General features: G+C 38.7%; 16 protein-coding genes. 15 read left to right on the top strand and 1 reads right to left on the bottom strand.

What is annotated here, in order from left to right; genetic code table 11:
- Positions 1-184 precede the first annotated feature (184 nt).
- From JQC92_RS05120 to JQC92_RS05105, 4 genes are all read left to right on the top strand, one after another.
- Positions 185-1,162, top strand: a complete 978-nt coding sequence (locus tag JQC92_RS05120; protein WP_204998635.1) for a cytochrome-c peroxidase — start codon at positions 185-187, stop codon at positions 1,160-1,162.
- A gap of 11 nt (positions 1,163-1,173) precedes the next feature.
- Complete coding sequence (locus tag JQC92_RS05115) at positions 1,174-2,775, top strand: methyl-accepting chemotaxis protein (RefSeq protein ID WP_204998634.1); 1,602 nt, start codon at positions 1,174-1,176, stop codon at positions 2,773-2,775.
- A 213-nt stretch (positions 2,776-2,988) separates the two neighbouring features.
- Positions 2,989-3,852 (top strand): MaoC/PaaZ C-terminal domain-containing protein, encoded by an 864-nt coding sequence (locus JQC92_RS05110; protein ID WP_204998648.1) that lies wholly within the window; start codon positions 2,989-2,991, stop codon positions 3,850-3,852.
- 86 nt (positions 3,853-3,938) lie between these two features.
- A complete protein-coding gene (locus tag JQC92_RS05105; protein ID WP_129948650.1) occupies positions 3,939-4,586 on the top strand; it encodes a two component system response regulator in 648 nt (215 codons plus the stop codon).
- Here JQC92_RS05105 and JQC92_RS05100 read toward each other — a convergent pair.
- Positions 4,579-7,317 carry an ATP-binding protein gene (locus JQC92_RS05100; protein ID WP_204998633.1) on the bottom strand — a complete coding sequence of 913 codons (2,739 nt, stop codon included), beginning with the start codon at positions 7,315-7,317 and terminating at the stop codon, positions 4,579-4,581. The two genes, JQC92_RS05105 and JQC92_RS05100, sit on opposite strands and share 8 nt — an antisense overlap.
- Positions 7,318-7,757: 440 nt before the next feature.
- On the opposite strand from JQC92_RS05100, the gene JQC92_RS05095 reads away from it, so the two are divergent.
- The 11 genes from JQC92_RS05095 (at position 7,758) to sctJ (ending at position 14,631) form a co-directional block, all read left to right on the top strand.
- Positions 7,758-8,156, top strand: coding sequence for a hypothetical protein (locus tag JQC92_RS05095; protein ID WP_204998632.1), 399 nt, complete (start codon positions 7,758-7,760; stop codon positions 8,154-8,156).
- A complete protein-coding gene (locus JQC92_RS05090; RefSeq protein ID WP_204998631.1) occupies positions 8,153-9,604 on the top strand; it encodes an EscC/YscC/HrcC family type III secretion system outer membrane ring protein in 1,452 nt (483 codons plus the stop codon). Before JQC92_RS05095 ends, JQC92_RS05090 begins: the two co-directional genes overlap by 4 nt.
- A 7-nt stretch (positions 9,605-9,611) precedes the next feature.
- Positions 9,612-10,817: a type III secretion system inner membrane ring subunit SctD gene (gene sctD / locus JQC92_RS05085; RefSeq protein WP_204998630.1), complete on the top strand. Its 1,206-nt coding sequence runs from the start codon at positions 9,612-9,614 to the stop codon at positions 10,815-10,817.
- 9 nt (positions 10,818-10,826) lie between these two features.
- Positions 10,827-11,018 (top strand): hypothetical protein, encoded by a 192-nt coding sequence (locus tag JQC92_RS05080; protein ID WP_204998629.1) that lies wholly within the window; start codon positions 10,827-10,829, stop codon positions 11,016-11,018.
- A gap of 18 nt (positions 11,019-11,036) precedes the next feature.
- Positions 11,037-11,459, top strand: a complete 423-nt coding sequence (locus JQC92_RS05075) for a hypothetical protein (RefSeq protein ID WP_204998628.1) — start codon at positions 11,037-11,039, stop codon at positions 11,457-11,459.
- A gap of 52 nt (positions 11,460-11,511) precedes the next feature.
- Positions 11,512-12,117, top strand: coding sequence for a type III secretion system translocon protein SseB (sseB, locus tag JQC92_RS05070; protein WP_204998627.1), 606 nt, complete (start codon positions 11,512-11,514; stop codon positions 12,115-12,117).
- Positions 12,118-12,267: 150 nt separating this feature from the next.
- Positions 12,268-12,966 (top strand): helix-turn-helix transcriptional regulator, encoded by a 699-nt coding sequence (locus JQC92_RS05065; protein ID WP_204998626.1) that lies wholly within the window; start codon positions 12,268-12,270, stop codon positions 12,964-12,966.
- 10 nt (positions 12,967-12,976) lie between these two features.
- Positions 12,977-13,192 (top strand): type III secretion system needle filament subunit SctF, encoded by a 216-nt coding sequence (gene sctF, locus JQC92_RS05060; RefSeq protein WP_129948641.1) that lies wholly within the window; start codon positions 12,977-12,979, stop codon positions 13,190-13,192.
- A 27-nt stretch (positions 13,193-13,219) separates the two neighbouring features.
- Positions 13,220-13,540 (top strand): EscG/YscG/SsaH family type III secretion system needle protein co-chaperone, encoded by a 321-nt coding sequence (locus JQC92_RS05055; RefSeq protein ID WP_204998625.1) that lies wholly within the window; start codon positions 13,220-13,222, stop codon positions 13,538-13,540.
- A 12-nt stretch (positions 13,541-13,552) separates the two neighbouring features.
- Positions 13,553-13,912, top strand: coding sequence for a type III secretion system inner rod subunit SctI (sctI, locus tag JQC92_RS05050; protein ID WP_204998624.1), 360 nt, complete (start codon positions 13,553-13,555; stop codon positions 13,910-13,912).
- 20 nt (positions 13,913-13,932) lie between these two features.
- Complete coding sequence (gene sctJ, locus JQC92_RS05045) at positions 13,933-14,631, top strand: type III secretion system inner membrane ring lipoprotein SctJ (protein ID WP_239480385.1); 699 nt, start codon at positions 13,933-13,935, stop codon at positions 14,629-14,631.
- The last annotated feature ends 19 nt before the right edge of the window (positions 14,632-14,650 follow it).

Genomic DNA, 14,650 nt, shown 5'->3' with positions numbered 1-14,650 from the left:
AATTCAGGTCTTTTTTAGCATGAAATTGACTCAGCTTAAAATAAACGCATTTTTTATTTTGATAAGGGTCGAATGGTATGTTTTTGTACAGGCCATCACTTGAATCAATGGTATTGTTTATTCATAAAAATTAAATAAATACAACAAGAATAAAAGCCGCATAGACGGTGAAATTAGGTTTTAGATGAAAAAAATATTTCTTTTTTCTTTGATGACATTCTCATCAATTGTTTTCGCTGCAGATAAAAGCCAATTTGTTAGGCCAGATCATATCCCTTTCCCAGCTACTAACCCATACAGTGCGTCTAAAGCTGCACTGGGTAAGATGCTGTTTTTTGATCCAAGACTCAGCAAAAATCGCAATTTAACCTGTGCAAGTTGTCATAACCCGAGTTTTGGTTGGGAAGATGCAACTGTTGCAGCAGTCGGCAGCCAAAATACTCAATTAGGCAGGCATTCTCCGACTATTATCAATGCTGCATGGGGAAAAGAGTTTTTCTGGGACGGCCGGGCAAAAACGCTCGAAGAGCAAGCTCAAGGGCCTATCGAAGCAGCGGTAGAAATGAACATTTCTTTGGAAGAAGTCGTGGAGCGGTTAAGTGCTGTTGAAGGGTACCGTAATCTATTCTCTCGAGTATTTGGTGTTTCTGGTATCAATGAACAAAATATTCGTAAATCAATTGCAACATTTGAACGCACAATCGTATCGGGTGAAGCGCCTTTTGATCGCTGGGTTGAAGGGGATGAATCTGCTATCAGTAGCAATGCCAAAAGAGGCTTTGAACTGTTTAATGGCAAAGCGCAATGCGTAAGCTGTCACACTGGATGGAATTTTACTGACCATAAGTATCATGATATCGGAATTAATAGCGACGATGACGGAAGAATGTTGATCACTGGCAATCCTCAAGATGAAAAAGCATTCAAAACGCCAAGTCTCAGAAACATTACTCAGAGAGCTCCTTTTATGCATGATGGCTCTATGGAAACACTGCGTGAGGTCATTGTGCATTATGTAGCTGGTTTCAATCGTAGACCGTCACTGTCGAATAAGATCCAGCCGCTTAAATTAACTGAGCAGGAAATCACGGATCTAGAGGCGTTTTTAATGACACTAACTGGCGAAGATAAAGCGATTACGCTTCCCTTACTTCCGTATTAAGCAGGTTGAAAATGAAAATAAAACATAAAGTTATCGTTAGCTTTGCTAGCTTAATCTTAATATTTTCCTTGCTGAGTTTATATTTGATTAAACAGCTTCAAGAGCAAGGTCAGCAAACCGTATTTGCTTTTAACCAACCATTACAAGCTGTTGATAATAGTCATGGCGCATGGGAAACCTTTTTGGCTTTTGAAATGTATGCAGATGAAGTGTTGGCCATGACTGAGCCAGCCAATATCAATGAAGTTCAGCAAGAGATTCAAACATACAGTAAACAATTCAACCAACAAATTCAAAATGCAGCTGATGCCAGTATTGAAGAGCGTGCAAAAGTTCAAGCATTAGAAGTAAAAAAATCGACTAACGCATGGATAAAGCAGATCAGTGAGCATCTGGCTGGCACCAATAAAACACAACTGCTTGATCGCAGAATCTTAGCGGATGAAAAGCTAGAAATTCAGCTTAAATTGAAAGCGTTAGTGACTCAAACATTAAGAGAATCTCAGCACCTCGCACAAAAAGTAGAGAGTGACATTAATGATCAAATGTCCACGGTATATATTGTACTGAGCGTGATTGCATTGCTGGCGATTGTTGTGGCTTTGATTATCACAAACAGCATCGTGACACCTATTCAGAAGTTAACGGCAGCTGTTGTTGAGTTGACTCGTGGCGATGGTGATTTAACTCGTCGATTGGATGAGAATGCAACTGATGAAATGGGTTGTTTGTCTCATGAGTTCAATTTATTTATTAGTAAAGTACATCAATCCGTGTCAGAGATTGCCAGTTCAGTTGAGACCATGAATCAGCAGTTTGGCGAGTTTGCCTCAATCACCGAGCAAACGAAACAAGGCTCACTGTCTCAAAAGCAGCAAATTAACCAGATTAGCCAAGCGATGGATTCAGTAACAGCGTCGGTGGTAACCGTTAGTGAAAGTGTTGTAGTTGCTAAAGATCAAGCGTGCAATATTTTAACGGGTACACAAGGTAGCTCTAAACTCGTGGAACAAGCGACGGCCGAGCTGAATGTATTAACGGACAATGTGGATAAAACATCAGAAGTGATTTTCTCTCTTAGCGAATCAAGCGAAGCCATAGGTAAAGTGCTTGAGGTGATAGAATCCATTGCTGATCAAACTAACTTACTTGCACTTAATGCCGCAATTGAGGCTGCTCGTGCTGGTGAAGCGGGTAGAGGCTTTTCTGTTGTTGCGGATGAAGTGCGCTCTCTTGCATCAAAAACACAAGAGTCGACAACCGATATTCATCATACGATTAAGTTGATTCAAGAGCAGGCTGAAGAAGCGAAACAAATGATGGAAGTAGGTCGCCAAGGAACCAGAAACTGCGTAGCCAACAACGATGAGCTTTCAAATTCATTGGCGGATGTATTGAAACGAGTCAACAACATTCAACAAACCAGCGAGACCATCAGCCAACAGAGTGAACAGCAAGTTTCAGTCTCTGACGGTGTGTCTGAAAATTTAAGTAATATCGTTGTAATTGCTGAGCAGACGTCCCAAGGAACGGAATCATTGCAAAAAAGTAATGTTGAATTATTAAACTCTGTTGATAATGTGTCACAAATGGTTAAACAATTTAAAGTTTAATGACACATTTTGTAATAAGTTGAGTAGCAACTATTTAATAGAAGCTACTTAACTGTTTTCATTCGAAGCTATTTGATTTCCCTGCCATCATTATGGGTATATAATTATCCTCTTGTCATATTTATCTTGAGTACTACCTTTATAACGTTATGAGGTAGCAACTTGTCGTATGAGTAATGGAATATTCAGGAATCAAAGAGTAAAAGTATGGAAATTAGTGTGCCACATAGAGTCGAACTGCATCGTCTACCATCATTATTTAATTTGTACCGCAAAATTTTCTTCGGCCGTAAACCGGGTTGGGATCAGCAATCACTTCCGCAGATCCAAGTGTCTTTGCCAAACGTGTCGATAGACGAAAAGCAGGTCAGTAAATATGCACAGATCTGTGGTTTTAATTACGATGGCGTTACACTTCCTGCGACTTACTTACATGTCATTATGTTTCGCTTGCACGCAGAAATTTTTACTCAAGACATGGTTACCTTTCCACTTTTGGGCATGATCCATCTTAAAAATACGATTAAGCAATATCGAAAACTCCAAACAAGTGACATTTTTGATTGTGACTGCCAGCTTGTTGAAAGTGAAGTCACGGACTCGGGATTAGAATTTCTTTTAAGATCTCAAGCATTGGTCAATGGAGAGCTGGTTTGGGAATCTTTTTCAACGTACTTATACCGTATTGAGGGTGGGAAACGAGTTCGCCCTCCTCGTGGTAGCAAAATGGACTTTACAGAAGCCCAACTGTTATCTATTGATGCTGATTGTGGCTTAAAATACGCAAGAGCATCAGGTGATTACAATTTGATCCACTTGCACCCATTTTTAGCTAAGCGTTTTGGCTTTGATAAAGTACTGGCTCATGGAATGTGGTCAAAAGCTCGATGCTTAGCGTTACTTGAAAATAATATCCAACGAGATGCATTTTCAGTCAATGTTGAATTTAAATTACCATTATTTATGCCTTCAGACGTTAGATTCAATGCTGTAAATGATGAATCAGAAATTCAATTTGAATTGCGAGACAAAAAAGGCAAACGTCCTCATCTTATTGGCAAGGTTGAATATTTATAATTTAAAGAAATTTTGATGATATTTAATAAAGGGCTACAATTTGTTGTAGCCCTTTTACTTTAGAACAGAAAAATAGGAGCGACTTAATGTCTTTTGATCGCCTTAAAAGTATGAAGATTCTTGTGGTTGACGATCATTCTTTAATCTTTGATGGACTGCAAAGTTGTCTAGCTCCTTTCCCTGAGCTAAAACTGGTTGGTTTTGTTGAAGATGGCTTGTCTGTATATTCTGAGTGTATCCGCTTAGAACCTGATCTCGTTTTCATGGATCTTAAATTACCTAAGATGAATGGTATTGAGGTCATTAAACAGTTGAAGCAACGCTGGCCAGAGATTCTTATCATCATGCTTACTGCTGTAGAAGAAGAGAAAACGGCTCGGCAGGCTCTGGATATTGGTGCGAATGGCTATTTATTAAAGAATAGCCCTAAAAGTACATTATATGCAGCAATCAAGACGGTATCAAAAGGTAAAGTGTTCATTGACCCTAGTCTCAATGAGGAGCAAATTAGGGCATTGCAGATGGAAGAAGACGATGACGCTCCTGTATTAACAAATCGAGAAAAACAAGTGCTGACATTAATTTGTGAAGGCCGGAGAAATCGAGATATTGCAGAAGATTTAGTGATAGGCCTTAAGACGGTTGAAACGCATAGAACTAACCTTATGCGTAAACTGGATGCTCATAATGTGGCTGAATTGATGATTTGGGCACAAAGACTAGGTCTTAGATAGAATCAAACTCCATCGCTTTAATTTGTTCATTTAATTCGGCTAAGTCTCCAAGTTTTAAAAAGTTATTTTCTTCTAATCGTCGCTCGAGTTTTGTGGCTGAATCAGCAATTGATGTCAGCCCAGCTAACCCACCCGTTCCTTTTATCGTATGCAGAATATTTTTTGCCGCTTCCCAGTTATAGACTTCTAATGCACCTTTTAGACTTAAAAGCATTTCGAGCAGTTGGCTATACAATTTTTTGGTTAAATCTGTTCCCATAATATCGAGTAATGGCATGTCATTGTCATTATTTATCGTTAACGAAATATCTCGCTCAAGTTGAATGTCGACAGCAACCTCTAAAGCATGATTGAGTTCTCTGAGCGTAACTGGCTTCGTTACATAGTAATCCATCCCTGCTTTTTCAAACGCAGCTTGCTCTTGAGGTTCTGCGTTGGCAGTAAGCGCGATGATAGGGCAACGGTTATCTAACATATCCTCGCTGTTTCGCCAGATTTTTGTGGCTTGATAACCATTGACTTCAGGCATTCTTATGTCCATGAGTACTAAATCGAAAATATTCTTTTGCCCTAACTCAAGGGCGGTATATGCACTGGGTGCTGTGTAAACAAGCTGCCCTAATTCATTCAACATTTTAGAGATAATATCTCGGTTAATTGCGACATCATCAACGACCAGCACTTTTAGTTTCCATGGCAATAACACTGGCATAATACTTTGTGGAAAGTGCGGGATGTTATCGATGGTTTCTTGAGCCCTGCGTAAGAGTTTGTAGGGCATGTACATGAGTTCGGATTCATTGAGTAGCGTTTTATTGTCACTCGATTTGGGCTGAGCCCCCCAAATTTGGAGCTGATGATGAAGATAGGAAGGTGCAAAAACGTCGGAATTTGGCAGTGATATCGTTTCGCCAGCATCAATAATTGGGATGGACAATGTAAAACAGCTTCCTTTCCCTTTGGTACTGATCACCGATAAATTTCCATCCATCATACTGGCGAGTTTTTTAGAAATGGGTAATCCAAGACCAGAACCAAACTTTTGATGCTGTCCCTGAACGTAAGGTTGAAATACCGTTATGGTTTCTTTTTCTGTCATACCTGAGCCTGAATCGTAGATTTGGTACTCGAGCATTTGATTCGCACAAGTGAGAATCACCTTTATTTCTCCTCTATCGGTAAATTTTACCGCATTGCCTAACAGATTGACTAATACTTGCCTAACTCGTAGTGGATCTAATTGCATCTCTTCAGGCACACCAGAATTGATAAAAGTACTCAGTTTGATCCCTTTGTTAATCGCAATGGATTCTATGCTAGACATGGCTTCATCAATGACGGCGAGAGGTTGATAGCTCATTGACTTTAAGACAATTTCACCGGCCTCCATTCGAGAGAAGTCCAGCAAATTATTGACGAGCGACAAAAGAGAATGGCAGCAATCTGAGGCGGTATCAATTAAGCCTTTTTGTTTTTGGGTAATGCTGGTGGTTTGGATCAATTCAAGAGCGCCTAAAATTCCATTAAGCGGGGTACGAATTTCATGACTAATACTGGTTAAATGTTCTGTTTTTCGCTCATTTGCCGCTTGAGCGGCTTGGGAAGCCTCTAACAAATATTTGGTACGATTGGCGACCTGTTGTTCTAATTCCGAATGACTTTTTTGAAGTTGGTTCAACAGCTTGTTGTACGCTAAAGCAATCTGTCCCAGTTCGTCATTTCGATTTTCTGGTAACTTTTTACTCAAGTTCGGTTTTAATGGATCCGAAATTATTTCAACAATCTGCTTGATAGGCTGTCGCATTAATCGGTTAAAAGCAATTAGCATAAGTGCACAAATCAGCACCATTTGAAGCAGGGATTGAGGTAGTTTTTTCAGTAAGAGCATCAACGAATGCTGTTTAATAGATTGTTTGGTCACGAGAGTGATTAAAGACCAATCCATATTGTAAATCGGTGACTTTACGAGAATAAGCCTTTGACCCTCAACAATGTTTTGGTTTTTAAATTTTGAAGAAACTAATTGTTTAAGTTCAGCTTTATTTTCAGCAGAAAGTGAGCTTGGAATTTGACTGAGAAATTGATTGTTACTGGTTGTCAGTAATTGATACAGCTCTTTTTTTTCATTATGTAATTTATTAAGTAAGGGGTCTAATTTGATTAAAAAGCCAAGAGATACTTGCTTTTCTCGCTTCCAAACCAAAGCATAGCGATTGTTAGCCTCAATAAATGTTGTCCATGACAGTGCTGGAAGTTTCTGGTTGTTTATAAACTTAGAAATGAACGATAAGGCTTCATCTGTGAGTGGTTGTTTACTCAATACTTGTGTTTGATTCTGTTTAACAATGAGCCCTTGGTATTCATATTTAAGCAGTCTTGCTAATGATTCTGAAAAGCTAATTTGTTTTTCATGTTCAGGTTGCAAAACAAATTTATTTTCAGAGTTGAGAAAATAACTTTTTATGTCTTGTTTAGGGTTAAGTTGACGAGACGCTTCAGGAAAGTGTCTTAACACTTTATCCATCGCATATAAATCTTCCTGCGCCGTTATTACGAAATCATTAACAGTGTCTACACCAAGTTGGTTCGATAGGTAATGATCTGAAATAAACTCCTTAGTTTCTAATTGAATTGCAAATCGATAAGTTTGATATTCGTTAATTAACCACCAACTAAAAAAAAGAAATGCCACAGTAATGGTCATTTTGCTGGCTAAGGAAAGGTGTTCCATACTTTAATCTGCTCCCGGTTCAAATCAGATTCAGTAGTTATTGTTTACTGTAGTACCTTTAAGGAGGATATTCATATCGAAAAGATTATTCTGGATGAAGCTATGATGATTGATTAGACTAATTTAATTGGTAAAAGACACGAAAAATAGCGAATAAAAGTTATAACTTATCAATAAATTAGCTAAGAAAAACATTAGTCCTTCAAGATTTTATATTTCACATATACTAAATAAATAGTAAAAGATAATGCTTCAATATTCTTATTGCGAAATGAAATGCTAATTTATGTACTCTAAGCTGTAATAAGCATAGTCTTTACTGGCGAGAAACATTTATGTGGTAACCAAAAGTAACGAAAATATTGAATTAAGGTGAATACCCGATAGCAGAGCAATGATTCATATACTAAAGTGCAAATAAAGAGGGTGAAACGCGAACTATGTTAAAGAGACTATTAGAAACAGGTTTTCTAAAAGCTCAAGCTGCCAACCCTAAGCACGATCAGTGGAAACTTGCCGAGCGAAAAGCTCGAATTTTGGATCGAGAAGGTATTTTTTCGATCGCAATACAAATTAAACCAAAAATTGAACTGAATGAAACTTTACTTTGGTTAAGGAAAGCTACCTTAGTCATGGCTGCATATGATGGAGCTCAAGATTGTAGCTTACAGCTTGAAAGTGATGTTTGGCTGTTATGGCGCTACTACGACGAAGAAATAGGTGAAACGGAATTGCCCCAAAGTGTTGTTTCACACCTAGCAATTGCACAATACCTTGAGAAAGGCTTCAAGAAAAAAGTAGAAGCTAAGCGCAACTTTGTAATGAGAATGAGAACATGAAATCACTCATAGGTTTAATGCTGTTCTTGTTTACGACTTTGGTCCACAGTACAACTTTGGACCAAATTAAGTGGCAAGGAGAGCCGTTTGTTATGATCAGCCGTGGAACACCTCTGGCGGCTGTATTACATGAATTTGGCGGCAACTATGGGATTCCCATTGTTGTGAGCAGTAAGGTTAATGATGAGTTCAGTGGTCGTATCCAAAATAAATTGCCGTTAGATGTGATTCATGATTTGTCACGGCGCTACAGTCTTATTTGGTATTACAACACTGATGTTCTATATGTTTACAAAACCACTGAGCTAATGAGTGAAGTGATACCACTCAGTAATATCGCTTCAAAAGATGTATTGGATTATCTCAATGGTACAGGCGTACTTGCGGACCATGCTTGCACGGTAAAACCACAAGAAACCATCGTCAGTGTTCAATTAGTTGGTGTACCTGTTTGCGTTAATACCGTCAGTAAGCTGATTGAAAAATTGGACTCTAACGCAAAACAAGCGGCCGTCAATCATGAAGAAGTTAAGGTCTACCATCTCAATTATGCTTCAGCGGGTGATGCTGATTATAGCTATCGAAACTCGCCAGTTAAAGTGCCTGGACTTGTAAGTGTTCTTAGAGAAATGAGCTCAGAATTGAAAAAGTCAGCTGATGAATCAGGGCCAGTTTTTGCAGCAGATCCAAGACAAAATGCAATAATTCTTCGTGGCAGCGCTGATGATCAAAAAACGTATGCAGGCATCATCAAGCAGTTAGATGTGAAGCCACAAATGATCGAAATATCAGTATCCATATTTGATGTTGATGCCTCCAACTTCAAAAATTTAGGGGTGAACTGGTCCGCAGCTGCGAGCTTGGGGGGAGGCACTGTAAGTTTCAACTCTGGAGACAGTGATCAAGGCTTTTCGACTGTGATAGGTAATACGGGCAACTTCTTGGTCAAACTTGATGCTTTAGAGAAGGTTTCAAAAGCTAAAGTGCTTTCAAGACCTTCAGTGGTGACCTTAAATAATGTCCAAGCCGTATTGGATAAGAATGTGACGTTTTACACTAAAGTCACCGGTGAAAAAGTGGCGAAGCTTGATTCCGTGACAACTGGATCGTTACTAAGAGTGACACCAAGGCTTATTAATGAATCGGGTGGTCACAAGGCGGTGAACTTAGTTTTGAATATTCAAGATGGTCAACAAGCGGCAGCCATTGGAGGCCAAGAACCATTACCACAAGTACAAAACTCTGAAATTTCGACACAAGCTACATTAACTTCAGGTGAGAGTTTGTTGATTGGTGGTTTTGTTCAAGACGTTGATCGTTCGACTAAAAATAAAATTCCTCTATTGGGAGATATACCAATACTAGGGAAACTATTTAGCTCAACAAATCATGAAGTAGAGAGCGTAATGAGGTTATTTTTGATTAAAGCAACACCCGTTAACCAATGAGTGAACTATGCCATCAAACTTTAAAATCTTATGGTTAAACGGTCCGTTAAAAGGGCGCCAACTAGTACTACCTCAAGGCAAATTTACTGTTGGGCCTGACGGTGATGTGTTAGCTGAGCTTGAATCTACGGATTTACTTGAATTTAGTGTTGAAGATGAAAGCGTTACTTTAGAAACTGACGTAGAAGTACTGATTGGTGGCGAAAAACGTGAAGGAAAAGAGGCTTTGCCGCTTTCTGAAGTTATTGAAGTTGACGGTATCCTATTTGTTTTAGGGAGCGCAGCCCAAGACATTGAAGAACCTGAATTACCTAAGAAGAAAGGCAAGAAAAAGAACGTTTCATATATCGCTTTACTTGGGATCTCGTTGATTTCAACTATATTGATCTTAATGCTATTAATTGATCCGGTGCAAGCACCACAGCATGAAATGACACCAAAAGAGTGGGTGTCAGAACAGTTAACGTTAAATGAACTCGATGGAATAAAGGCCATTTGGGCTACAAACGGAGTAGTGACATTTAATGGTTTTTGTGAAGACTCAAGAAAGCTACAGCAATTTATTGATGGCGTTAAGTCTCATGGAATATTGTTCATCGAGCATGCAGAGTGTACCGATCAGTTAGTAACTGATGTAAAACAGATTCTTACGCAAAACGGTTTTAAAGGTGTAACAGTTCAACAAAACTTAACACCCGGTAGTGTAACGATTTCTGGTGCAATTCAAGCTGGAGATAGGTGGGATAAAACCGTAAGCATGCTAAAAGGAATAAATGGTTTAGTGAGCTGGCAAGTTTTGAATGAATCAGGGGCACAAATCAAGCCACTGATTGAGACATTAAGAAAAGATAAATTAATTCAAAACCTTATGCTTTCACAATTAGACGACTCGATTGTCATAACTGGGGAAGTCAGTCAAGAAAAGCAACAGCAGATCATTGGGCTAGCAAGAGGTACAAAAACGATTCAGCAAACAGGTACTAAAATAGTATTTCAAAACATCCCTGTTCGTTCGGAGGTGAACCGTATTCTGACTTCTTCAGTTATCAGTTACGGTGGTAGTACTGAAGCCCCATTTGTTGAATTGGAGAATGGACTTAGACTATCAAAGGGAACTCAACTGGATAACGGTTACATGGTTGAGTATATCGATATTGATGGTATTGATTTAATGAAAAATGGTCAGATAACTCATGTGCCATTGTTATTTTAGGAATGGAAAATGCCTAGGATCACTAAATTAGAAGATGACATTAAATCTAAAGTCTCTTCAGAAGATGAATATAAGCTGCATTTTGCAGAGGTGCGTAAGCGAATGAAGCAGTCGCATCATAGAAACAAAATTGATACAGAAGAAGCAGTAGATGCCGCTGAGAAAGTAATAGAACTATTGTTTAAAAGACTTAAAAAATGACATTAAAAAGGCCTAACTATGGACGTTTTTCAAGATTTAAAAGCGGTAATGAATGACATCAAGCAACGTAAAAATGCGATTAATGAACAGTTAAAAGAGTTTCAAGGTTTACAGGCAGAAATCCGAACGTTAGTTCAAAGAGCAAAGACGGATCCTGAAGCAAGAGAAAAGTTGCTTCGACTCCAGCAGGCATTTCCTCAGGGGTTTGAGCAACAGCAAGAAAGAGTGTTAAATAAAGTGAGCGAGCTTGGTAAGAACTTTAAAAAGCTCGAACAAGAGTTTACCAATTTAGGCAGTAAGCCAAAAACGCCAGAAGAGCTTAAAGAGCAAGCTGAGGAAATGGAAAAGCAACAGAAAGCGGCTGCTGAAGCGGCGAAAAATGAACCCAAAGAAGAGCCCAAGCCTGTTGTTAAGAAGAAAAAGGTTAGAAGTTATCTTTAGCAACTTTTTAAGAGTTTATCTTACTAAGAAGTATGCAGAGTAAGGTGGTGGTATGTCAGTCAGTAATGTAAGTGCACAGCATGCAAGTGCTCATTCGCAAGTTAATTCAACTGGTGAGCTCAGTGGATCGGAAGGAATTAACTCTAATGCACCTAATGGCTTAGTCGCTGGAATCAATGGCATCGCCAACTCATTGTTTACAGAAGGGCTATCTGTCTTATACAACAATATGGACGTACTTCAAGATCAAGCTAATGATCAGTTTAAAGAGATGTCTGCTCGGCAAGAGGATGCGAGAACTACACATGAAATGTCCGCTAGAATAGGCGACATTATGAAGCAACTCCCAAACAATGAAAAATCAGTAAAACTTCCACCTGATATCGTCAAATATATGCAACAAGCTAATATGACTGTTGCAGGTATGCCAATCGATGAATACCTAAAAAAATACAAAAAGAAGTTCAAAAGCGGTCAACTTGGCGATATTCAAGCGTCTTTAGATGCAAAAAATAGTGAAGATACTGATTATGCTGCTCAGCAGCAGTTAAAAATTCAAAAGATGCTGCAGACCTATAACGTAACGGTTTCGCTCATCAATGCGATGCAAACGTTACTGTCAGAAATGAATAAAAACATCGCATCGAATATCAGATAACTATTATTACTTGGTAAAAACCAAGCAATTGCGCACAAAATTAAGGTTAATACCCGATAACAATTATTGAGTTAACGACTAGACTGGTAGTACAGGTTTATGAAAAGACTTGGATACGAAAGGCAAGACGTGACTAAGGTTGCTGTTTAAATGAGTGCAATACAAGTAATTTTGTTCAAACATGACGGGAAGCTTCGCTGCCAAGGTGAAGTTATTGATGTTTCTGCAAATCAGCTTGTTATTACAACAGATGATGCCTCAGCTTCAGCTATTAGCCGCGACTGTTGGATAAACGTGTTTTGTTATCCGGGTGAAATGCATGAGTTGTATCACGAAGTGATGGACCTAATAGGACCAGAAGTTAAAGACATGAACTTCAAACTTGGTGAAGCGAAAATTATCCCTGTTTATGACCAACTCATTACAGTAATAGAACAATTAAAAGATAATAAAACCATGATGATGAAGTTTGTCTTCATCTATTGTTTGAGTGTCGATAATGCTTATTTTTCTGGGGTGCTGAGATATTTTCTGGCTCATAACGACAAGGTATTGAGCTTTTTAGAGAGCAATTTTATGAAGCCTTGGTCAGTATCCCAATTTGCCGAAGAGTTAGAAATGGAAGTGAGAAAGCTTAACTTCTTTTTTTACAAAAACTATGGAGTTTCGGCAAAACAGTGGATCTTAGAAAGGCGGTTAAGTTTTGCTCGGCAGCAATTATTGTTAACAACAAGAAAAGTCGCTGATATTGCATTAGATAGTGGGTTTAGTAATCACGCTCATTTTACGGATGCATTTAAAAAGCGCTATTCTTGTAGTCCAACAGAATTGCGGTCAACTATAGCCTAAGGAGGACACGATGGATTTAAGTTCAGTGGTGTATCAACTTTCACAAATGTCTGCAAAGTCTGCAAAAGATGTGCAAGGAAACATGCAATCTGGTGATATCAATAATCCAGAGAAAATGGTGAAAGCACAATTTGCGATTCAGCAATACTCGAATTTTGTAGGTTATGAAAGTGCAATGATTAAAACGATTAAAGACATGATTCAAGGCATTATTTCTAAAATCTAGTAACAAAATTGAATTTGGTGGCATGAGATGAAAAAGAAAGATGTATTGCTTAGTGAAGATAAACAGCTGCTTGTTGAGTGTGCAGTTGCAGCAGGAAATCACGGTTTAAAAGAGCAAGCATACGCCATCATTAAAATATTTCCTGAACTGATCCTTGATGAAGAAGACAGGAAAATATGCACAAGTGTGATTTATTTTGCTCTTAAAGAAGCTTCTAAAGCTGTTAGAGAGCTTGAGTCATGCAACAGTGACACTGCACAAGCTTTAGCCATGCTGTTTTCTGGTCCGATATCCAGTAAAACACAGCAAGATATATTAGCGAAGAAGCTCATTTCAGTGAGAAATTAGCGGGAGGTAGTTATGTCAATGACAGAAGCCGTAAACCAAGTTCAGCAAATAGCGCAGAACAAAATGGTCAAAAAAGAAGTGCCTGAGCCTTCGGTAGATATGGTTAACAAGTTCGAAAGCATGATGAACTTGGGTACCGCTCAGATTGATCAAGCTGCTCGAGTCGGTTCAGTAGGCTCTGATGAAGACTTAATTAAGAAAATGGCCCCTAAAGATAAAAGTGAGCTTGATAAAGCTGGCCAACAGCTATCGCCATTATCTTATCTTGAAGGGCAAAGACTGATAATGAAAGGCATGGTTGAGGTTGATTTATTTGCAAAAATTGCAGGTTCGTTATCTCAATCAATCAATAAGCTAGCGAGTATGCAATGAGAATTAAGTGCTATTTGGTTATGGCTCTTGTGTTACTATTGGTCGGTTGTAAAACTGAACTCTATCGCAATTTACCGCAAGACGAAGCGAACCAAATGGTGGCTTTATTGCGCCTTAATAATATTGAAGCTGAAAACGAAATCGATCAAAAAACGGGTATGGCGACATTAATGATCGATGAAGACAAATTCATCAACGCCGTTGCATTATTGAGGCAGAATGGTTTTCCAAGACCTAAATACGCCAATATCGAAGATATGTTTCCATCAGGGCAATTGGTAACCTCACCAGCACAAGAACACGCTAAAATTGCTTTCTTGAAAGAGCAACAGCTTGAACGAACCTTGAGTAATATTGAAGGCGTGATAAGTGCAAGAGTTTCAATTGCTGAGCCAACACAGGATGATGAGTTTCAAGCTCAACCTGAAAAATCAGCATCGGTTTATATCAAGTATTCTCCTCAAGCAAACTTAACAACCCAAGAGAATCAAATCAAAGGGTTGATTCAGAATGCGATACCTGGTCTTTCTTTCGACCGAATCAGTGTCTTTCTTCAAGCCGCCAATTACGGTTTTCAATCAGCACCAGCTCAACAGCAACAAGATGACTTCACTCGGTTTATTAAGAAAATTGAAGACAATAAATTGCCCGTAATTATTGGTCTGGTCTTACTCGTTTTATTAAGTGTATTCGGCTTTTTATTCTTGAGACGTAAATAGAATAGGCTTTTGGGGGTGC

It is taken from the genome of Parashewanella hymeniacidonis (assembly GCF_016900895.1).
Classification (GTDB): domain Bacteria; phylum Pseudomonadota; class Gammaproteobacteria; order Enterobacterales; family Shewanellaceae; genus Parashewanella; species Parashewanella hymeniacidonis.
The sequence above is the reverse complement of the archived record's forward strand: the minus strand, read 5'-3'. Positions and strand labels throughout refer to the sequence as shown.